Annotated in this window: 19 protein-coding genes, 1 pseudogene, 1 riboswitch and 1 other annotated feature; of the genes and pseudogenes, 6 read left to right on the top strand and 14 right to left on the bottom strand. The window is 35.5% G+C overall.

The window, feature by feature from the left end; translation table 11 throughout:
* Positions 1-169: 169 nt before the first annotated feature.
* Positions 170-394, bottom strand: a complete 225-nt coding sequence (locus tag BAMA_RS04585; protein WP_034636574.1) for a hypothetical protein — start codon at positions 392-394, stop codon at positions 170-172.
* Between the two features lie 188 nt (positions 395-582).
* Here BAMA_RS04585 and BAMA_RS04580 point away from each other — a divergent pair, with 188 nt between their 5' ends.
* Positions 583-1,095, top strand: a complete 513-nt coding sequence (locus tag BAMA_RS04580) for a Crp/Fnr family transcriptional regulator (RefSeq protein WP_034636572.1) — start codon at positions 583-585, stop codon at positions 1,093-1,095.
* Between the two features lie 20 nt (positions 1,096-1,115).
* Here BAMA_RS04580 and hmpA read toward each other — a convergent pair whose 3' ends face one another.
* The 3 genes from hmpA to BAMA_RS04565 all read right to left on the bottom strand — a co-directional run bounded on the left by hmpA (position 1,116) and on the right by BAMA_RS04565 (position 4,198).
* Positions 1,116-2,312: an NO-inducible flavohemoprotein gene (gene hmpA / locus BAMA_RS04575; protein ID WP_034636570.1), complete on the bottom strand. Its 1,197-nt coding sequence runs from the start codon at positions 2,310-2,312 to the stop codon at positions 1,116-1,118.
* A 157-nt stretch (positions 2,313-2,469) separates the two neighbouring features.
* Positions 2,470-2,988, bottom strand: a complete 519-nt coding sequence (locus tag BAMA_RS04570; protein WP_034636568.1) for a hypothetical protein — start codon at positions 2,986-2,988, stop codon at positions 2,470-2,472.
* Between the two features lie 133 nt (positions 2,989-3,121).
* Positions 3,122-4,198, bottom strand: coding sequence for a site-2 protease family protein (locus BAMA_RS04565; protein WP_034636566.1), 1,077 nt, complete (start codon positions 4,196-4,198; stop codon positions 3,122-3,124).
* A 118-nt stretch (positions 4,199-4,316) separates the two neighbouring features.
* On the opposite strand from BAMA_RS04565, the gene BAMA_RS04560 reads away from it, so the two are divergent.
* Positions 4,317-4,514: a hypothetical protein gene (locus BAMA_RS04560; RefSeq protein WP_034636564.1), complete on the top strand. Its 198-nt coding sequence runs from the start codon at positions 4,317-4,319 to the stop codon at positions 4,512-4,514.
* Between the two features lie 208 nt (positions 4,515-4,722).
* On the opposite strand, the gene BAMA_RS04555 is transcribed toward BAMA_RS04560, so the two are convergent.
* Entirely contained in the window at positions 4,723-5,580 is an 858-nt protein-coding gene (locus BAMA_RS04555; RefSeq protein ID WP_034636559.1) for a hypothetical protein, read from the bottom strand.
* A 113-nt stretch (positions 5,581-5,693) separates the two neighbouring features.
* Between BAMA_RS04555 and BAMA_RS04550 the strand changes: the two genes are divergently transcribed.
* Entirely contained in the window at positions 5,694-6,476 is a 783-nt protein-coding gene (locus BAMA_RS04550) for a class I SAM-dependent methyltransferase (protein ID WP_034636556.1), read from the top strand.
* 309 nt (positions 6,477-6,785) lie between these two features.
* On the opposite strand, the gene BAMA_RS04545 is transcribed toward BAMA_RS04550, so the two are convergent.
* Positions 6,786-6,995, bottom strand: a complete 210-nt coding sequence (locus tag BAMA_RS04545; RefSeq protein WP_034637128.1) for a hypothetical protein — start codon at positions 6,993-6,995, stop codon at positions 6,786-6,788.
* Positions 6,996-7,322: 327 nt separating this feature from the next.
* Positions 7,323-7,575, top strand: a binding site (T-box leader).
* A gap of 58 nt (positions 7,576-7,633) precedes the next feature.
* On the opposite strand from BAMA_RS04545, the gene brnQ reads away from it, so the two are divergent.
* Positions 7,634-8,968, top strand: coding sequence for a branched-chain amino acid transport system II carrier protein (gene brnQ / locus BAMA_RS04540; RefSeq protein ID WP_034636554.1), 1,335 nt, complete (start codon positions 7,634-7,636; stop codon positions 8,966-8,968).
* Positions 8,969-9,002: 34 nt separating this feature from the next.
* On the opposite strand, the gene BAMA_RS04535 is transcribed toward brnQ, so the two are convergent.
* The 7 genes from BAMA_RS04535 to BAMA_RS04505 form a co-directional block, all read right to left on the bottom strand.
* Positions 9,003-9,635 carry a response regulator transcription factor gene (locus BAMA_RS04535; protein WP_034636552.1) on the bottom strand — a complete coding sequence of 211 codons (633 nt, stop codon included), beginning with the start codon at positions 9,633-9,635 and terminating at the stop codon, positions 9,003-9,005.
* A 245-nt stretch (positions 9,636-9,880) separates the two neighbouring features.
* Complete coding sequence (locus BAMA_RS04530) at positions 9,881-10,915, bottom strand: sensor histidine kinase (protein WP_034636549.1); 1,035 nt, start codon at positions 10,913-10,915, stop codon at positions 9,881-9,883.
* Positions 10,912-11,643, bottom strand: coding sequence for a cell wall-active antibiotics response protein LiaF (liaF, locus tag BAMA_RS04525; RefSeq protein ID WP_034636547.1), 732 nt, complete (start codon positions 11,641-11,643; stop codon positions 10,912-10,914). The genes BAMA_RS04530 and liaF overlap by 4 nt, the downstream gene beginning before the upstream one ends.
* Positions 11,644-11,790: 147 nt before the next feature.
* On the bottom strand, positions 11,791-12,426 hold the full coding sequence (locus BAMA_RS04520) for a PspA/IM30 family protein (protein ID WP_034636544.1): 636 nt from the start codon (positions 12,424-12,426) through the stop codon (positions 11,791-11,793).
* A 33-nt stretch (positions 12,427-12,459) separates the two neighbouring features.
* On the bottom strand, positions 12,460-12,816 hold the full coding sequence (locus tag BAMA_RS04515; RefSeq protein ID WP_034636542.1) for a lmo0954 family membrane protein: 357 nt from the start codon (positions 12,814-12,816) through the stop codon (positions 12,460-12,462).
* 258 nt (positions 12,817-13,074) lie between these two features.
* Entirely contained in the window at positions 13,075-14,394 is a 1,320-nt protein-coding gene (locus BAMA_RS04510; RefSeq protein ID WP_034636539.1) for a Na+/H+ antiporter NhaC family protein, read from the bottom strand.
* Between the two features lie 99 nt (positions 14,395-14,493).
* Positions 14,494-14,599: riboswitch (SAM riboswitch) on the bottom strand.
* A 137-nt stretch (positions 14,600-14,736) separates the two neighbouring features.
* Positions 14,737-15,579 carry a DUF1835 domain-containing protein gene (locus BAMA_RS04505; protein WP_034636536.1) on the bottom strand — a complete coding sequence of 281 codons (843 nt, stop codon included), beginning with the start codon at positions 15,577-15,579 and terminating at the stop codon, positions 14,737-14,739.
* A gap of 170 nt (positions 15,580-15,749) precedes the next feature.
* Here BAMA_RS04505 and BAMA_RS04500 point away from each other — a divergent pair, with 170 nt between their 5' ends.
* Positions 15,750-18,053 (top strand): glycoside hydrolase, encoded by a 2,304-nt coding sequence (locus BAMA_RS04500; RefSeq protein WP_034636535.1) that lies wholly within the window; start codon positions 15,750-15,752, stop codon positions 18,051-18,053.
* A gap of 35 nt (positions 18,054-18,088) precedes the next feature.
* Here the strand turns inward: BAMA_RS04500 and gltP are convergent, their stop codons facing one another.
* Complete coding sequence (gene gltP, locus BAMA_RS04495; RefSeq protein WP_034636534.1) at positions 18,089-19,363, bottom strand: glutamate/aspartate:proton symporter GltP; 1,275 nt, start codon at positions 19,361-19,363, stop codon at positions 18,089-18,091.
* Positions 19,364-20,321: 958 nt separating this feature from the next.
* On the opposite strand from gltP, the pseudogene BAMA_RS04490 reads away from it, so the two are divergent.
* A pseudogene (locus BAMA_RS04490) lies at positions 20,322-21,245 on the top strand (M23 family metallopeptidase); the annotation flags it as partial.
* Positions 21,246-21,337: the final 92 nt, after the last annotated feature.

Here is a 21,337-nt window from a genome sequence, read left to right as displayed (position 1 = left end):
TTTTTCCAAACGAATCACTCTTTTCTAAACACGTTATATCTCTATCTTTATCATAGCGAAAAAGAGCTACTCGTGCGTTTACAATACACTTACAATAGGAAAATGATTGTTACAATTTATGTGCAAATGTTGCAAAATAATACAAAAAAAGATGTCATATTGACATCTTTTAATGAACAAGAGACCACCCCATAAAGTCCTCATGTACTTGTCTCGCACGCCTATCATTTCGATCATATAATTCGGCATAACTATCCGTTTCTTCATCATATGCCATTGTGTAAATAATTTGGCCCTCTAGCTCAACAGATACAACAACTCCGCCTTTCATTTCTTCTACATGTATCACTGCATTAGCCGGAGCCCTCATCTCTATCATCTTCTCATCTAACATGGCTGCCCCCTACAAATCATTATTTACTTTGCCATTGGCAAACATCTATCACTATATTTTCTCTCTATCACGTTATTTCATTGCTATATATGAAACAATATACCACTTCAATATAGTATAATGCAGCTATAGAAGCAACGCTATAAAAACTTGCTTTTTGGAAAAGAACGTCAAAAAAGGAGAAAGCTATGATTTTACATAAAGGAGAAATATTATTTCGACAAGGCGAGGAAGGACCCCTATACTTCATTAAAAGCGGTTTGCTAAAAGTGGTTCGGCTACAAGAAGATGGCACATCTTTTTTATTTAACATTATTGTCCCTGGTGAAACCATCCCTCATCATTCTTTAATTTCAGCAAAAGATTATCACGGAACAGCCATTGCTTTAATGAAAACTGAAGTAGAGCCAATCATAAGCCATGCTTGGTATGAAAAACTACAATCAGATCCAAAGTTATACGCTAATATCGCACTGCAATTACAGACGAAATTACGAATGATGCAAGAACGAACAGATTTACTTACACTTGTTTCTCCAAAAGAACGGCTACTACGGTTGCAAACATGGTTTGCAACATATTTGGGTGATGTTCCAGTCCATGATATTTTAACCCAAGCAGAAATTGGACAGTTAATCGGTATTCGCCGTGAAACGGCAAATCGGTTACTTCGTGAGCAAACAAAGAACGAGGTGAATTAACACCCCGTTCTTTGTTTGCATTATTTTTGTAAACTAGTAGCTGGACCAAAGAATTCAAAATGGATATGCTCTTCAGAAACGCCCCATTCTGTTAAAATCTCATTAATATGTCTCATAAAAGGGACTGGACCACAGAAGTAAAACTCTGCCTCTTTAGAAGGAACAATAGATTGTAGCCATGATAAATCAATGAATCCTTCTTTATTATAATTTTGTATTTCTCTATCTCTCTCCGTTGGTTGTGAATAACAAGTATACATCTTCACTTCTTCATGTATTTCTGTCAATTGTTTTACTTCTTCTTTCATTGCATGCACGTCACTATTTAATGCGCCATGAATGAAATAGATCGGATGATTTGGCATCTGCTGGACAGCTGTATGAAGCATGCTCATCATCGGTGTAATTCCAACACCTCCGCTAATCAACACAATAGGAGTTTTACTTTCCATGTTTAAGACGAAATCTCCGGCTGGTGCACTTAATGGAATTACGTCCCCTTCTTCCACATGCTCATGTAAATAGTTTGATACAACCCCGCGAGCTTCTCTTTTTACACTGATGCGATAATATTCCTTATTAGGCGCATCTGATAAACTATATTGACGGTGATGTGTATACACTTCACCTTCTATTTTAAGTTGCACTGTTACATACTGACCCGGTAAAAATGAAGACAAACCTCCACCATCAGCTGGTCTCAAATAAAAAGATGTAATAACATCACTTTCTCTTTCTTTTTTCACTACAATAAAATTACGGAAATCTTTCCAACCACCTACTTTAGAAGCGGCTTCTTCATACATCTCTGCCTCTACACTAATAAATACATCAGCAATCACTCCATATGCCTCGCCCCATGCATCTAACACTTCTTTCGGAGCTTCTACCACCTCGTCAATTGCTCGTAATAAACATGTACCTACAATAGGATAATGTTCTGCTTTCACGCCTAAACTTCTATGCTTATGAGCAATTTGTTTCACTACTGGAACAATAACTTCTAAACGATCGATATACTGCGCCGCAGCATACACAGCATTTGCTAATGCTTGTTGTTGTCTCCCTTGCTTTTGATTCATATGATTAAAAATGTTAAGTAACTCAGGATACTCCGCAAATAAAATTTCATAAAAACGTGTTGTAATTTGCACACCTTTTTCTTGTAATAATGGTACTGTTGATTTTATAATGTCAATTGTTTTTTCTTGTAACATCGTTATGATCCCCCTATTTGTTTTATTCGCTTATCGCCATTATAAATGATAGAAACAAAGCGCGTTGTGATTATAATCACTATAAACATGATGATTTTGTGAAAAAATAAAAAGGATGTCCATAAAGAAGGATATTTCCCACTTTATAGACACCCTTCTACTCCGTCTTTAACGCCTCTTCCACTACTTTCATATCTTTTCCATTACCAAATTCCGTATACCCCCATATATTCGTTTCCCCAGTGTAATCATTTACGAAAATGTCAAGATCATGATAAATACGATGAGCATACACAACATACTCGATATTGCGATTTATCATTCCCTTTTTCATTATTTCATAGCTGCGCTTCACATCTCGCTTTATTTTTTTGTTCTTCACTTTTTTATCGATGGTTTGCAATGCCCCTTCTTGTTGTTGGAACCATCCACTTAATTGATTCCAATCACCATCTGTATAATTCTCAGATTTCCCGTAATTTAAAAAATCATTATAGCTTTCGTGTGTCATGCGGATGAACTGTAATACTTCTTCAGTTTCTACAACCTTTTCTGTTGTCGGAATTGCAGCCGTACCAACTGGCTTATTTGCATAGTATACAAATATTTTTGTCAACCCATACGTTGCGATTACCATAAACACAAGAACAGTTACTAGACGCCACACTCTTTTCATACAGGGAACCCCTTTTCTTATGTATCATGTTACATTTATTTCTACTGCAAGTCATATTTGTAACATTCTTCCAAAGAAGAGAAGTTCCTTTATAAATCATTCCAATCATTTCGACATCATTTTTTTACAAATCTCATCGTGGCAAATGTTGCTCCAAAATACTATACCCTTCATATGCAATAAAACCTAATACAGCAAGTAATGCTAAGTAGGCTATGAACACTACAATACGTGTTTTCATGTCCGCATTATAATATCTTTCATGCTTATCCTTCTCAACTTCCCACTCAGCTATTTTCTTCTCTGAGACCTCCAATGCATCTTGCATACGAAGAAGATATTCTTCTTTTTCATCTTCATAAGGTACAAAGTCAAAAGGCATAAATCTAGGAAGAATGTATTCTAGAGCTTCTTTTTTTTGCTGTTCCTCTCGAGATAAATCTTTATTTTGAAATGCATTCATCTCATAATGCATCAAATGAAGCGTACGGTGAACGGCTTTTGTTTCCTGAAATTCTTCTTTCATCTTTGCAATATACTGTTTAGCTACTTCTATCTTCCAACCAATCTCTTCAATTGGACGATCTCGTTTTAACACACGATACCATTCCATACATCCTATGATAAAAATAAAACCAAGAAACATACTTTGCTGTACAATTGCTACACCTAGTAATATGACTAAACCAAGCGCCCATATTTTTGTACTAACTACGGAAACAATTCGCCCTCCATCTAACGGCGACACAGGAATTAAATTAAAGAAATTAATCATACTTCCAAGTAAAATAACAAGTGCCCAAAACGGCTCTCCTGTCATCATATAAAGTGGAATTGCTGGTAAAAAAGAAAGCAATCCAAATAACGGACCCATATATGCCATAAACGCTTCGTCTTTTGCATTTTTAGGCATTTCCTTCATCCCGATAAGAGCCCCCATAAATGGGATAAAAATAGCTGGTGAAGTTGGAATCCCTTTTCTTTTTGCTGCCCATAAATGTCCCATTTCATGAATCAACAATAAATAAACAAGTGCTACTCCAAATTTCCATCCGTATACCATTGCATACGCACCCAGTGATAAAAACATACTGAATACAGTAGAAAACTTTGCTAACTTAAAGATTGCTAGTACCCATTTAAATTTGGAGAATAATAAAATTCCTATTGCTGCGATGACTCCCCATAATCCTTTTTTGTTCTTCTCCATATTTCTCTCCTTCTTTATCTCTTTTTTTCTATTATGCCATAAATCGTTTTCATGTTGGAAAATGACGTTTAAATTATCCATTTTTAGCCAACACTAATGATACAAGGAGGTGAACATCATGACACTACAATCTCTTATGATTGGAACTCTTTCTTTTTTAGCTTCCACACTTATTTTCTATACGCTCGGACATGTATGGCTTTTGGACTTATTACCAAAGGATTTATTTGTTGCTCTTATTATTCTTTCTGCTCTTATGATTGCTTACTTTATTACAAGAAAATCAATGAGTGAACCGTCTGCAAAAACAAAATAAAAAAGCGGTGCTTTTTAGCACTGCTTTTTTATTTATAAAGTGAAACTTCAATCAGTGGGGGTTTTCTCCATCCCCCACTGATTGTCAGCCCGACCAATCGGGCTTTTACGGGCTGTTTATCTCCCACCTAAACTTCTTCGCTTCTCTCAAGCTTTGAGGTGGGAGTCTTACAGCCCGCAAATAGCGGGATAAACAATATCCTTCCTATTCATCTTTGCAAATCCATCTTTTTCCCATATTCTTTTACAATATTAATGATGTTTTGAAATAGACCCATTTCTTCTTTTTTAGCATTCAATATCTTTAAATCATAATCGTCATAATATGTTTGTAACGTTTGTAACTGCGAGCTTGATAAGTTATCCGTCGAAATAAAAAAGTTTACTTCATATTGTTTATAATTTTCTTTTACAACTTCCCCTTGTACAAGCTCACTTTCTTTTTTTCCAATCATATTTTGTACTTTTTTTGGAAAGCTTAATTGAAAATAATACATATTATTCATATTTAACCACTTATACAACGAATCAGAAATTGTGTAAAACACAGTATAATGTAACTGACCTTCTGTTTCTTTAATATGAAAACGAGTAATTTGTAAATCTTGTTTTGTTATTTTTGTAAACGGTATAACAGCCCCCTCTTCACTTTCTGTTAAATTGGGCTTAGGGAATATAGAAAGAAGGGTTGCTGTATCCTCTTTTGATACAATATAAAATACACGTTCTTCACCTTCTTTTTGTAACCATCCTTCTCTTGTTTCTCCGCGGAGCCAAGCATTATAAATATCCTGCTTTCCAGCCTCTTCAACCTTTATTTTGTAATCTGCCGTTCCTAAATTTCCTGTTATATTTTGTTTTCGTGATTTCTTTATAATTGCTGCAGCGACTTTAGCAGCTCTCTCATCCAACATGCTTTCTTGTCCATTTTTAACTTGTACACTTACTTTCAAAGCTTCTTCCATCACACGACCAACCTCTTTCGTTTGTTCATTATTCTTTTTCTCCACTTGCATACATGCGGCTAGTGTAAATACTAATACTAACAATAAGAACAACCTCTTCATTCCTTACACTCCTCTTTCTCAAAAAATAAGAAATTCTTATGTTTATAATAAAAAAAGCAAAACAAGATTTCCCTAAAAATTTGCTATACTATGTATGAAAGGAGAGATTTCATATGGCAATTAACTTTCATGACCATAACAACAAATATACATATTCACATCGGCAAGCTGATTCAACATGGCGTTCTGCTATCAAAACAATTGTAAATGTAAAAGGAAAGAAAATACTTGATGTTGGCTGTGGTGGTGGAATTTACACGAAAGAACTTACTCACATGGGAGCGAGTGAAGTGATTGGGTTTGATTTTTCAAAAGAAATACTTGAAGCTGCTCGTGAAAATTGTGCTCATTTACAAAATGTTTCATTTGTTCAAGGCGATGCTCACAATATAAACTTTCCAAATGAAACATTTGATATTGTTATTTCTAGAGCCGTCGTCCATCACCTTAAAAATGTATCACTATTTTTACAAGAAGCTTATCGTATATTAAAACATGATGGTGTTCTTATTTTACAAGATCGTACAATTGAAGATTGTACACTTCCTGGCAATCCAGATCATATCCGCGGGTACTTCTTTTCTTGTTATCCGAAACTCATTCCTACAGAAAAAGAGCGCAGACCTACAACACAACAGCTTCAACACGAATTAGAAAACACCGGATTTCAAACCTCATCTATTCATACATTATGGGAAACACGAAAAATTCATTCTTCAACAAAAGCATTACTGCAAGATTTATCCCCTCGTACTGGACGTTCTATTTTACATGAACTAAGTGACGAAGAGCTTTCACACCTCTTACACCATATTCACGTAGAGCTTGGTGATAAAGAACATATCGTAGAGCGCGATCGCTGGACAATTTGGGTAGGTTATAAAGCGAAACTTTAATCAGTTTAACGTTCTAAATCCCGATCAATTGGGCTTTTGGTGATAAAATCAAGTAAGCCTCACATCTATGTGAGACTTATCCGTTTTAGCTTCTATTTACAAATGAATGTAACTAGCAATCGGTGGAGACAACACCTCTCCACCGATTACTAGCTCACTTTATCCCGCATTAACGGGCTGTAAAACGCCCACCTCAAAACTTGAGAAGAAACAAAAAAGTTTAGACGGGAGATGAACATCCCGTAAAAGCCCGATTGGTTCAACTAACACTCAGCGGGGATAGATACCCCCACTGAGTGAAGTTTCACTTTATAACCGTGTGCGACAACACTCTTGATACCCTCCACTTCTGGCTTGGGCTCTTCCACATTTCGGGCATACTAAAAATCTGGATTGACTTGTCAACAAACTACCTTTATCAAAGAGTAACACTCCTGCTTGTTTAAACGTGCGCGAATAATATAACCATATAAAACCAGAAACAATGATAACTCCTAACAATACACTCATCGCAAGCATTTTAGTCACCTCTTCTTGTCTGTTTTCCAGCAAGTGGATTGCTATATAATTCGGCATATATATATAAATCCCTTCTCCTCTTTATAAAATGTAATATTTCTCAAAATCTAAAATTATAAATCCCTCCCTCATACTATAAGTAGGTACTAAAAAATACATTGGAAATTTTGTTATTTTTTATTTCTTTGAAAAAGCTATGAAAACCGTATGTTCACTCATTTTTAAACATAAAATATCACTTTAAAAGCTGCTTCTTTTTCGTCATTTTTCGACAAAAAATGTTGACTTTATTTGAAAAACATGTTAAAAATATTTTGAAAATACTTTTAAAATTCATTGACGAGAACGAGTAGGTTATCAATATATTCTCCAGAGAGTTGGCATTTTGCTGAAAGCCAATGTTTACATTTGTAACCGAATATCATCTCCGAGAAGTAGAACTGAACAACGTAGTAAGTTCTAACCGGTCACTCACCGTTATTAAGAGCACGTATAATTATGTACGTTGTAAAGCCGCACGCATATACATTATATGCGTGAACAAGGGTGGTATCGCGGGTAAATTCAACCCGTCCCTTTCTTTTAGGGACGGGTTTTTTATTTTTATAATTACATTTTGATATAAGGAGCAAAACACAATGAATACCGTATCCCAAAAGCATATTTTTTCTACAGGACTTATGCTATTCTCTTTATTTTTTGGGGCAGGCAACTTAATTTTCCCACCAATGCTAGGCCAACAAGCCGGTGAACATTTTTGGCCTGCAATTACTGGATTTTTACTTACTGGTGTAGGATTACCTCTACTAACTGTCATCGCAATTGCTTTATCTGGTAACGGCATGCAACAATTAGCAAGTCGTGTACACCCAATATTCGGAATCTTATTTACGATTGTTATTTATATCGCAATTGGGCCGACCATGGGAATTCCTCGTGTTGCTAACGTTGCTTATGAAATGGGAGCCAGCCCATTTTTGCCAACTAGTATGAGTACAAGCAATGTCGCGTTATTGACTTATACCATTATTTTCTTTGCTATTGTATATTGGATTAGCTTAAATCCTTCCAAGCTCGTTGATCTCATTGGAACTGTTGTTACACCAATTCTACTTATTTCAATTTTCTTATTATTTGTAAAAAGTGTAATGACTCCTCTTGGAGAGACTGGGCAAGCAACTGAGGCTTATACAAATTCACCTGTATTTAAAGGATTTATGGAAGGTTACTTAACGATGGACACAATCTCTGCGCTTGTATTTGGAATCATCGTTGTTCATGCAATCCGTTCTGGAGGAATAGACGATAAAAAGGCAGTTGCTATTGCTACAACAAAAGCTGCTCTTATCGCTGCTGTTGGACTTGCCCTTGTCTATATTGCTCTTGGCTGGTTAGGAACAACAAGCGTAACTTTAGGATATGCAGAAAATGGTGGCCAATTGTTAACAGCAATTGTACAACAATTATTTGGTCCATTTGGATTAGTCTTACTATCTGTTATCGTAACTCTCGCTTGTTTAACAACGTGTGTTGGACTTGTTACCGCTTGTAGTCAATATTTCTCAACTTTATGTGGTAACGTTTCCTATAATACTTTCACACTGATTATTTGTGCCTTTGGATTATTCATCGCAAACTTAGGTTTAACAAATATTATTTCCATTTCAATCCCTATTTTACTTGTGTTATATCCGATTGCAATTGTATTAATTTTGTTATCATTCGCACATAAATACTTTCATGGTGCTCCATCTGTATACATCGGTGCATTAACTGGTGCAGCAATGGTAAGTATTATGGATGGATTGAAACAAACGAACCTTTCACTTACAGCAATTGATTCGTATTTTATGTACATTCCTTTATATAAAGATGGTATCGGTTGGTTATTACCAGCTATTATAGGGGGATTCATTGGATATGCATTTTCAAAGAAAGCAAGAACAGCTACAAAGCAACAAAAGGCTGCATAAACAAGCTAAAAACACTCCTGATTTAGGAGTGTTTTTAGCTTGTCAATTGATGACGAAACGCATAAATAACCGCTTGTGTTCGATCACTGACATGCAACTTATTTAAAATGTTACTTACATGTGTTTTTACAGTTTTTAATGCAATAAATAACTCATCTGCAATCTCTTGATTGCTTTTTCCCTGTGCCATAAGAAGTAACACTTCAAATTCTCTCTCAGTTAAATCCTCATGTAGCGGGTGCTCTTGTTTTTGACGCATGCGAGACATCATTTTCCCCGTTACTTTTGGCTCTAATACCGTTTCACCTTCATATGTTGCACGCACGGCCTCAGCAATGTCGCTCGCTCTTGATGTTTTCAATAAATAGCTCGTTGCACCAGCTTCAATAACTGGATACAATTTTTCATCATCTAAAAAACTCGTTACTACAACAATTTTTGCTTCAGGCCACTCTTTTATAATTGCACGTGTTGCTTCAACACCATCCATCTCATCCATCACAAGATCCATTAAAATAATATCTGGTTTTAAAGATAGTGCAAGCTCTGCACCTTTTCTCCCGTTTTCTGCCTCTCCAACTACTTCAATGTCTGGCTGTGTTGATAAGTAGGCTGATACGCCCATCCGAACCATCTCATGATCATCAACAAGTAATACTTTAATCATTCCACTTCCTCCTCTCTTGCTTCTATAATCTATACACTTTTCACAAACCATAAAAGAAGGAGTCTATGTTAAATGCGCATCCACATTATACAACTACTTTCATGCCTCTCACATACAACAACTTCTTCTCTCACTTCATCCCTTTGTTCTGCAAACTGGACTCGTGGTACAAAAGGGCACTGACTATTACTACACATAGTCAGTTCCTCTCTTCCAACCTTAAAAAAGAGGTTTTTAATCTTTATTTAAATAATCGGCACCTTCACTTCAATTTGCGTCCCCTTTCCTGGGAAACTTAATATTTTTAAAGTCCCACCAATTTCATGGACACGTTCTTGAATAGACTGTAAACCATATGAACCTGCTTTACTTATGTTAACATCAAATCCAACACCATCATCAATAATTTTTAAAATTGCATACTTTTCGATTTGACGTAGTCGTACTTCTGTTTTTTGCGCTTTTGCATGACGTAGTGTATTTGAAAGCGCCTCTTGTACAATGCGGAATAGATGATCTTCTACACCTTTTTCAAGCTGAACACCTTCAACAAACCATACAATTTTCATATGCTGTTTACGTGACAGCTCTGTCAATAATTCTTCAATTCCCTCTGTTAGTTTCTTTCCTTCTAACTGGACAGGTCTTAAATGAAGTAATAACGCTCTCATTTCTGACTGTGCATTGACAACCATATTTTCAACAAACTTCAATTGTTTTTGAGCTGCTTCTGGTACACTATCAAGTTGCTCATTAATGGCCGACATCATCATCGACATCGCAAACAGCTGTTGACTCACCGAATCATGAAGCTCTCTCGCTAATCGGTGACGTTCACCAGAAATTACTTCTTGTCTCATCTCTTCATTCCAATCGGCTCGTTCATTCGTTAACTTTTGAAACAAACTTGCTTGCTCTTCTAAACGGTGTGCTAACGTCATTACCTTCTTTTCGACCTCATGAAATTCATCATCTGCTGCAAAAGAGATCTCTTTCGGAAAGTTGCCACGTTCTACTTCAAATAAAAAAGTCGTTAAACCATGAATACGTTGCTGCATGTAATAGCCAACGACATATCCAACAATGCCCCCTATTAAAAGGCTCGTAATGATAATAAACAAACCGATTGGAACAGAAGCGATGGTTTCTTTCCATAAAAAATCATATATGTGTTGATTACTTTTCCATATATATACTCCAGTCGATATCATTGTAATCGTAATGGATGATAAAATAGAATAACGAATGTACATCCAAGAGATATTTTGTCGTTTCATTATATTTTCCTCACTTCCGTATCGCCAACGAAAAGCGAAGAAATAATTTTAATACGGCGCGGGGCTTCTTTATATTGTTCTGTTTTTAAAATCACATTTCGATTTAATCCACTTTCTTCATGACCTGGAAGTGAAATCGTTCCAACTAGAACAGAATGGTTTAATGATAATTCGATATCATAAGGTACGTATAAACGAATATTCCCAACCGCACCGCGAATAACAACAACTGTTTCCCCTTCTGGAATCATCGCTGTTGTTAAATCAATTTCAACATCACCAATTCCATACTGAATATTAATATCTTCCAATTCGTATACACAATCAATCATTCGCAAACTGCCAATCATCATATTTTTTATATATGGCTGTGTCCGGTATACTTGCTTTCCTTCTGACTCTTCCTTCATTTCTACTTGTACCGCTTTCGGGTTCTCTTTCCCTGTAAATAACTGATATCCAAAAAAGGCTAAGCATGCAAATATAACAAGTGCAAAGGCCGCTGAAGCAAACAAAGAGAAAAAGAAGATAAGAGCTCCTGCAAATAAAAACACATTTCCTCTTACATGTCGCTTCTTTTTACGATATTTTCGTCCAATTAAAATTAAGACAAAAGCAAATATAAGCGTACCAGGTGCAAAATTTCCAATTATCATATCAATAAAAAGTCCAACTGCAAACAATATAAGAAGAATACCTAGTAATTGTATTTTGGAGTAATCTTTCATCATATCAGCGCCCCCCTTTCTATGAAGTGAAATTTTTCTTCTATCCCAAACCATTTTCTCATTAGAAATAGAAGAAAAAGGCATTGCTTTCCAACACCTTTTCTTCCATTACTATATCATAAGCCCATTTTATAATATACTACTATTCAATTACTTTTTAAGCTCTAATTCTTCTTTATCTTTTAATTCTCTTTCCAGCTTTGCAATCTTTAAATCAAATGTATCACGTACATCATCTTCATCGATGCGAAGCTCTAAATTACGAATGTGATTTTCAATTTCTTCAAATCGTAAAAATGGATTATTTTCACTCATCTTATTCACGGCTGTATGAATGCGACGATTTGCATGCGCCATTAATTCCATTCGTTTTGCATGCATCTCTTTTAGTTTATTTTTCATATCTGCAAGCTTTTGCTCTAGCTCATCAATTTGTGCTACAACAGCTGCATGCATTTCTTCTAATTTCCCTACTTGCCCTTCAAAATAAGCAACTTCTTCTAAAGCACGCTCGTGTAGTTCCATTACACCAGCCTCTTTTGCAACTTCTGCTTGTTTCGCTCTTTTTGCTACGAAGTAACGAGCTTCTTCTAATTCACGTAAAAAGTTTGTTTTTAATGTTTTATGACGTTCAATTAACTTTTCAATTTTCGTTACTTCACGTTCACTATCACGTAAATATTGATTTAACATCGCAATTGGATTTTTTCTTTCTTTTTCATCTAATAAGTTGTGCACATCTGCTAAGATTGCATCTCGTACGCGTCCAAATAAAGATTGTTTCATTATAAATCTTCCTCTCTCAGATTATTATTTTTATTAGTTTTTCATTAATTTATCCCATTCATCATCAAAGTTGCTGTATGATGAATAGCCACTACCTTGTTCTGTTACTTCTACATTTTTTTCTTTTTTCCACTCACGGTATCCGTAATACAGAATTCCAATTGCCGCCACACCAATTAACGCTGGTGAATGTGAAAGAGCAATGGATAATCCGATTAAGCCAACAATACCAAAAGCTAATTTCCCGAAAAATGATTGTGCACGCACAAATGATTTATAGCTCCAGTACGTAATTCCAGCTCCAATTGCAAACCCAATCATACCACCAAGGCTACCAAGAGCAATTAAAACGAGAATTCCCGCTGCAACAAATGCTAAAAATTGTTTCATCTTGTGCTTGCCTCCCTTCGTTTTGATACTTCTATCTTAACTATTTCTCATACTTTCCATAACGAGCTTAAGAACCGTTTTGTTCTCAGACTTTAGACTGATAGTTAGCTACACCTTAGAGAAAAGAGGCTTAAAGCTTTTCACATGAGAGCTTATTTGCTTTGCATAATAACTTACCTAGATCCTTTTCCTAATGCATTCATATAACAAAAAACAACCCTCATCACAATATTGTGATGAGGGTTGTTTTTTGTTATATTATGAAGCTGTTGTTTGATATTCTTTCTTCTCAATGATTGGTGAAAAACGTGGAAATCCAGTTAGAATCGCAATTACACCGCAAACTCCAACTAATATTGGATAAAATGCATACGGCAATAATTCAACCGGTGATAATGCTGCAAACCCAGCTGCCGTTAACATTTGTGCACCATAAGGTATTAACCCTTGCACGCTACAAGAAAATAAGTCTAATACGCTTGCTGATTTTCTTGGGTCGATATCGTACTGAGTTGCAATGTTCTTCGCTAATGGTCCTGCGAAAACAATTGCGATTGTATTATTTGCTGTACATACATTTGTCAAACTTACAAGACCCGCAATTCCAAATTCTGCTCCCTTTTTCGAGCGAATATTACGTGTTAGTACGTACATTAAATACTGAATGCCACCATTATATTGAATAATCGCTAACATTCCACCAATTAAAATTGCCAATAATACAAGTTCCATCATACCGTTAATTCCAACTGTTATACCTTTTAAAAACGTAGAAAGTGTATAACTTCCATCTACGATACCAATAATTCCAGTAAATAAAATTCCACCCATTAATACAACCAGTACATTAAAACCAAGTAATGCAAAAATAAGTACACTTGCATATGGTAATATTTTCACCCAGTTAAACGCTTGTGGCGTTATTTCCGTGTGGTTTCCTGCCGTTAATACAACTAGCAAACTCACCGTAATAATAGCTGCTGGTAATACAATAAGAAAATTTGTTTTAAACTTATCTTTCATCTCTGTCCCTTGCGTTCTAACAGCCGCAATTGTCGTATCAGAAATAAAAGATAGGTTATCTCCAAACATTCCCCCACCTACAACTGTTGCCATTGCCAACGCCACCGAAATGTCTGTTTGTTCGCTAATTCCAACAGCAATTGGTGCTAACGCTGCAATCGTTCCCATCGATGTTCCCATCGCTAATGAAATAAATGCGCCAATTATAAATAAACCTGCAATTAAAAAGCTTTGTGGTAAAACAGAAAGAGCTAAGTTTACTGTTGCATCAACTGCACCCATTCCTTTTGCTGTTTCTGAAAAAGCTCCTGCTAATATAAAGATTAAAACCATGATCATAATATCTTGGTGTCCAGCACCTTTAGCGAATCGTTCTACTTTCGCTGTAAATGTTTCTTTTCTATTCATCACTAAAGCAACCGAAACTGCAATTAATACCGCTACAAGAATCGGTAATTTATAAAAGTCACCCGTAATAACGCCAGAACCGATGAATAGTGCTAAAAATATACCAAGCGGTAATAGCGCCCACGCACTCCCTTTTGTTTGTTCCACAATAACATCTCTCCCTATTATAAACCTTTCCTTCGTAAGAACGAAAAAGACCTCTTCCAAAGGAGAAGAGGTCTTATATACATCATATAAGAAACGCTCTTCTCATCTATCAAGCATATCGCTTGCTGGATTTGGCACAGCACTCTCTATTGAGTCCGCTGCCGAGGCATCGTAGGGCCAGTCCCTCCGCCTCTCTTGATAAGAAGGTTTCGTATTTATTTTTCATTTAAATAAGTCTTACCTTACTTTACTCTGTAGGAATCAAAAAGTCAAATAGTATTTTGATGAAAATAGTGGGTATTTTTATTTTTCGTGCAATTCTATAACTTCTAACGAAGAAACTTAACCTAACCGAATTCCAAACTTCCCTAATCCTCCCAAATCCCCTTTATACTGTAATTGCCCTTTTTGTATTAAATAATGAACTCGAAAAGCTAAATATGTATCACCTATACATTGTTCATTCGTTCCCATCACTTCGCCTACAACACGAGCTGCTACTTCATATTCATTTGATACAGTTTGTAAGATAGCTGTATCGTAATAGTCTTCAGAAACAGCCACTACTTCTTCATTTAATAGTATTCTTAATATCTCTTTCGCTCCAGACCACTTTTCCCAATTCTTTATTAGCATCTGAACTTCTATATTCGACATGCTCTTTTTCATTTGTAAAACATCTAAAATCAGCTTTGGTGGTGTCGCACCCACACTGTTTAACATATGGGGAATTTCTTCACCATGCATATCTCTTATCATGTAATTAATATGATGACTGTACTCCGTAACATTCACTTCTTCAAAGTATACATTTTTATCTTGAAGTAAAAACGCTACAAACATCAAACCAATCTTATCCGATGTATTACTACCATGCCATAAAACAATTTTGCTATCATTTGGAATTTCCGTTACTGATTGCAAATTACTCCTCATCGTTTCTGCAATCCACTCAAAATCATCACTATCTTTTATGAAATGCGGATCAATCGTTTTCAGCACCTCTCCTAGCCATTTTTTTCTCACTTGTATTCCTTCATCACACTCTAGTTTAGAAATAGGTCCTATAGAGAAGTCTTCCTTCATACAAATCACTTTCTCACTTTTATGCTGATTACTTTTGCGTAAAGCAGATGTTACATTCTCGGCCGCAGAATCTCCGAAGACAATATGTACTGTATTCATAATCGTATTCTCCTTATTTTTATAACTATTATAGCTGACTTGAACGCATACACACGAAAGAAATCTTACAATCAACAATGCTTATTTTTCCTGAAATCTAAAAAAAGAATATGTTCATTGTCACACTACTGTCACAAAGTACTTATATAGTCAGTAGTGGAGGTGCAAAAATGAAAAAAACAATAAAATTATGTCTACTCTTCACAATGACCACTTCTATTTTCACGGGGTGTGAATGGAACAGTGAACAAACGAAGCGTCAACAAACAACAACGAAAGTGACATATAAAGATTTTACGTACGAAGTAAACCCTGAAACTTTTGAATTAACGGTCATTCAAGATGGAATAAAAGAAAAAGCTTCAAATCCGTTACCGAAGATGAATGTATCAAATTTAAAAGAAAACAGAAATCAAACATCTTGGGAATATCCCGATCAAAAAATGAAAGTTCAGTTAGAGAAAAAGAAAAACTACTTAAATATTGAGCTCGAGTCAACTGGAGCAGAAAGCTTCACTTGGCCAAAAGTACAAGCTAGTAGCTACACACTTCCATTATGGGAAGGAAAGCATATTCCAAGTAACGACCCACACTGGAAAAACTTTTTAAAAGACGAAACGTTTTCATTTGCTGAGTCTTTCTCTATGCGATTTTTCGCATTAAATACGAAAGAATATTCAATGGTATATATTGCTGAAAATATGTTTAACAATGAAGTAAAGTTTCAAGTAGATCCTGAAATCGGCTTTGATTTCACCCATGAATTTCCAAGTATTAATAAAGATAAAACGTATAGTTTTAGACTATATGTTACAAATAATAACGCTGTAGATATTGCGAAGCTTTATAAAAACTATATTGTAGAAAAAGATGAATTTAAAACACTAGAAGAAAAAGCAAAACAAAATAAAGAAGTTGAGAAGTTATATGGAGCACCACATATTTACTTGTGGAATACACAATTTTTATCAACAAATAGTGTGAAGTGGGATAAACTGCGGCAGGAAATGAATAGCCCCCTTTTCACTTGGATTAAAGAGCTTATTCAAACATATAGCCCAGAGCCTGAGGAACTAGTCGTGTTCGACCAAATAGCAAACCAAGACTTTATTGATAATTATCAAAAACAAGTTGTCCTTCGTTATATTAACGAAGTATTAAAAATGAAAGAGTTTTACAACCCTGATGTTTTCCCCGAAGTTGATAAGGAGGCTAAGGATTTATTAGAAAAAGGGATAGATAATTTAACAGAGATCGAATTATACAAACTAAATAAACATCTTCTAAAAAGTGTACTACAAGATAGCGTAGACGAAATTAACAAATGGGGTAATGAAGACGGAACCGATATTTTAAAAGATATGAAACAAAGCGGAATTGACCACGCATGGATTGGCTTACAAAATTGGGAGCAAGGATTTATGCACCCAGATGCTGTAAAAGAAGCTGAGAAAATGGGATATTTGGTTGGCCCATACGATTCGTATCATTCTATCCAAGAAAAAGAAGATACATCATGGAATACAGCTTACTTCGAAAATCCAACTTTATTTGAAGAAGCTACAATTGAAAATAAGAACGGTGAGAAAATAAAAGGATTTCTCGGTAGAGGTCGTAAATTAAATCCAACTCTATCATTGCCAAGTGTAGAAGCACGTGTAGCCGGTATTCTACGCACTGGTGTGGCTTTTAACTCATGGTTTATTGATTGTGACGCGACAGGAGAAATTTATGATGATTATTCTCCTAGCCATCCGACAACACAAAAACAAGATTTACAAGCTAGATTAGCAAGAATGGATTATATCGCAAAAGAAAAAGGCATGGTTGTAGGTTCCGAAGGCGGGAATGACTTTGCGAGTGAAGTTATCGCATTCGCACATGGCATTGAAACACCTGTTATTAAATGGGGCGATGAAGATATGAGAAAAAATAAAACAAGCCCTTATTACGTTGGAGCATACTGGTCTGCAAAACAAAATATTCCTGAAAGATATGCAAAACAAGTACCTGTTAAAGATGAATATAAAGAAATTTATTTAAACCCAGTATATTCTGTACCTCTTTACAAACTTGTATACAACGATTCTGTTATTACGACTCATCACTGGGAATGGGGGAGCATGAAAATAAAAGATGAAGTAGGAAATCGAATGTTGAATGAACTGTTATACAATATTCCACCGCTTTATCATTTAGATAGTCAAGAGTGGAACGAACATAAAGAAGCAATTATACACCATGTCCAAACGTGGGAAGCGTTCCATAAAAAAGCAGTAACAGAGGAAATGTCTAACTTTACGTACCTTTCAGATGATCGTCTTGTACAATCTGCACAATATGGAGAAGACTTAAAAGTAATCGTCAACTTCTCGAATAATGAGTTCAAAAGCAAGAACGAGACAATACCAGCAAAATCAGCGATTATTTATGATCATGGTAAGAAGAATGTATATAGACCGATTAGCAATTAAAAAAGACCGTCCAACTCGGACGGTCTTTTTTATAGTTACGCAGCTTGACGCTCTGCCTCAATCTCTTTCAAATAAGCTTGTCCTTTTTCATCATCATATTGGCCTTCCCACTTCGACATAATAACAGCCGCTAATGAGTTACCAACTACGTTTACTGCTGTACGTGCCATATCTAAAATACGGTCAACACCTGCAATAAACGCTAAACCTTCAGCTGGAATTCCAACTGTACCAAGCGTCGCTAATAATACTACGAACGATACTCCCGGTACACCTGCAATACCTTTTGAAGTTACCATTAATACAAGTAATAATGTAATTTGCTCGCTAATTGATAAATCAATACCGTACATTTGCGCTAAGAAAATTGCCGCAATTGCTTGATATAATGTTGATCCATCTAAGTTAAATGAATAACCAGTTGGAATTACGAACGATGTAATTGCTTTCGGGCAACCGAAGCGTTCCATCTTTTCCATAACTTTCGGTAATACCGTTTCTGAACTTGCTGTAGAATACGCTAGAATCAGTTCATCTTTTAAAATCTTAAAGAATTGGAAAATATTAATTCCAAATATTTTCGCCGTAAGTCCTAATACAACAACAACGAAGAAAATCATCGCCCCGTATACAACAACAACTAATTTTCCAAGTGGAATTAGTGAGCTTAAACCAAACTGAGAAACGGTTACCCCAATTAAAGCAAATACACCAAATGGTGCAAATTTCATAATTTGGTTTGTTACATAGAACATCGCATCCGCTACACCTTGGAAGAAGTTAAGAACAGGCTTACCTCTCTCTCCAATTGCTGCTACACCTAGACCAAATAATACAGAGAAGAAAATAATTGCAAGCATGTCACCCTCTGCTAGTGACTTTATAATATTAGTTGGAACGATATTTACAAATGTGTCTGCAAACCCGTGATCCTGAACTTCACTTGTTGTAGATTCATATTGGGAAATATCTGACTTTTCCAACTTCGACATATCTACGCCATTACCTGGTTGGAAGATATTCGCTATTAATAAACCAACAATAATCGCAATTGTTGTAATGACTTCAAAATAGATAATTGTTTTTCCGCCAAGTCGGCCAAGCTTCTTTACGTCACCAACGCCTGCTACACCAACGATAAGGCTCGCTACTACGATTGGTACAACAATCATTTTAATTAAGCGAATAAAAATGTCACCGATTGGTTGTAAATACGAAACAACCTGGTCGTTACCATAAAAGATTGCCCCAACTGCAATACCAGCTGCCAGACCAATTAAAATTTGCCATGCAAGTCCAATTCTCTTCATACTTGCTGCAACCCCCTTCTTAGATGTTAATTTCTTATTTCTGTCTCTCTATGAAATAAGAACATAAAAGCATGAAGTATAATCAATACTTTTATCCCCTTAAAAATGATATAGGAAAAATTGCAGTCTGACAACAAAATAAATTTATAATAGTGTAAATATTTCACTTGACAAAAAAAATCTCCATGTCAGAAAACCTAACATGAGAATGATTCCAGAAACATGCTATTTCATATTTTAAAACCAATTATACGTATGATAAAGTGAAACTTCACTCACTACTTCTTCACAACTTATAGAAAATAATACCTCTATCCATCTTTCACAATATAGTATGAAAAATGATAGAAAATATCTTGTACGACTACTTACACACCTTGAAAATCATTCCATTCCTAGAGTTATACATACGCAACAAAATAACATTTCTTTATATAGAAACAAAGAAAATTCCCGAATAATAATTCCAAAATCTATGAAAAAATTCGATATTTATATAGCAAATACATCATTTCTTTTACATTATGGTTACAACAATAGACACTTTCCGAGTTTATATGATATATACAATCATAGGGAAAGGAGTTTTATACATATTATGAAAACAAAATTAACCGCCGTTAGTGTATTAGCAGCTGGTACTCTTTTTGTTTCTCCGTTACTTTCACCGGTATATGCGGAAACAAATCAAGATAAATTATCTGACATTCAGTCACAATTAACTGAAAAACAAGAAGACCTAAATACGAAAACGGTAGAAAAAGAAAAAATTGAGAAAGAAACTGCAGAATTACAAAAGAAAATTGATGAATTAACAACTTCTATTAATAAAAATGAAGCATCTTTAAACGAAACGAAAGCTGAAATTGAAAAGACACAAAAACAAATTGCTGAGAAAAAACAATCGATTGAAGACTTACAAAAGGAAATCGATACGCGTCATGAGTTAATTAAAAGTCGCTTACAAGGAATGCAAGAGCAACCTCGTACAAATTTAGTGACGGAAGTATTAACAAATACGCAAAGTATCGCTGAGCTTATACAAAATATGCATTCTGTTAGCTTAATCATTAATAGCGATACAGATATTATGGACAAACAAAAAGAAGCGCAAGAAAATGTAAAAAAAGAGAAGGAAGCTGTTGAACAAAAAGAAGCGCAATTAAAAGAAGCTGAAGCAACTTTACAAACACAACAGCAACAACTAGAAACGCAGCAACAAGAACAAAAAGCGTTAGTTGCTGATTTACATGCAAAACTTGCTTCCATTGATTCTGAGATTGAAGGTTTAGAAGAAACACAGCAAATTCTTGAAAATCAGCGTAAAGCTGTCCAACAAGCAATTGAAGAAGAAAAACGTGCTGAAGAAGCTCGTAAAGCTGAAGAAGCGAAAAAAGCTGAAGAAGCAAAAAAAGCTGCTCAGCAAAAGAGTTCAAATAATAACGTAGCGGTTCAACAAGCACCATCTAAACCTTCCACACCAAGTGTAAGTACTGGTGGTTTTATTCGTCCATCAGCTGGAAGAGTTTCGGATAGCTTTAACACTCGCGGTGGTACTCATAAAGGTATTGACATTGCTGCGCCTGGTACAGTTCCAATTGTAGCTGCTGCTGATGGTGTAGTTATTCGCGCAGACTTTTCTTCCTCTTATGGAAATGTTGTCTATGTATCACATCGTATCAATGGACAAACTTACACAACTGTTTACGCGCATATGAGTAGCTTATCTGTTTCTAATGGACAAACAGTATCACAAGGACAACAGCTCGGATTTATGGGGAATACTGGCGATTCCTCCGGTCAACATTTACATTTTGAAATTCATGTTGGTGAATGGAATGCAGGAAAAACAAACGCTGTTAATCCAGCAAGTTATATCTAAATAAGAAAACCTCGGCAAATGCCGAGGTTTTTATCAATTATCTACCACAAATCTACTATTATATATACAAAATACAATCTCTTCTGTCACAT

Source organism: Bacillus manliponensis, from assembly GCF_000712595.1.
Lineage (GTDB): Bacteria > Bacillota > Bacilli > Bacillales > Bacillaceae_G > Bacillus_A > Bacillus_A manliponensis.
The sequence above is the reverse complement of the archived record's forward strand: the minus strand, read 5'-3'. Positions and strand labels throughout refer to the sequence as shown.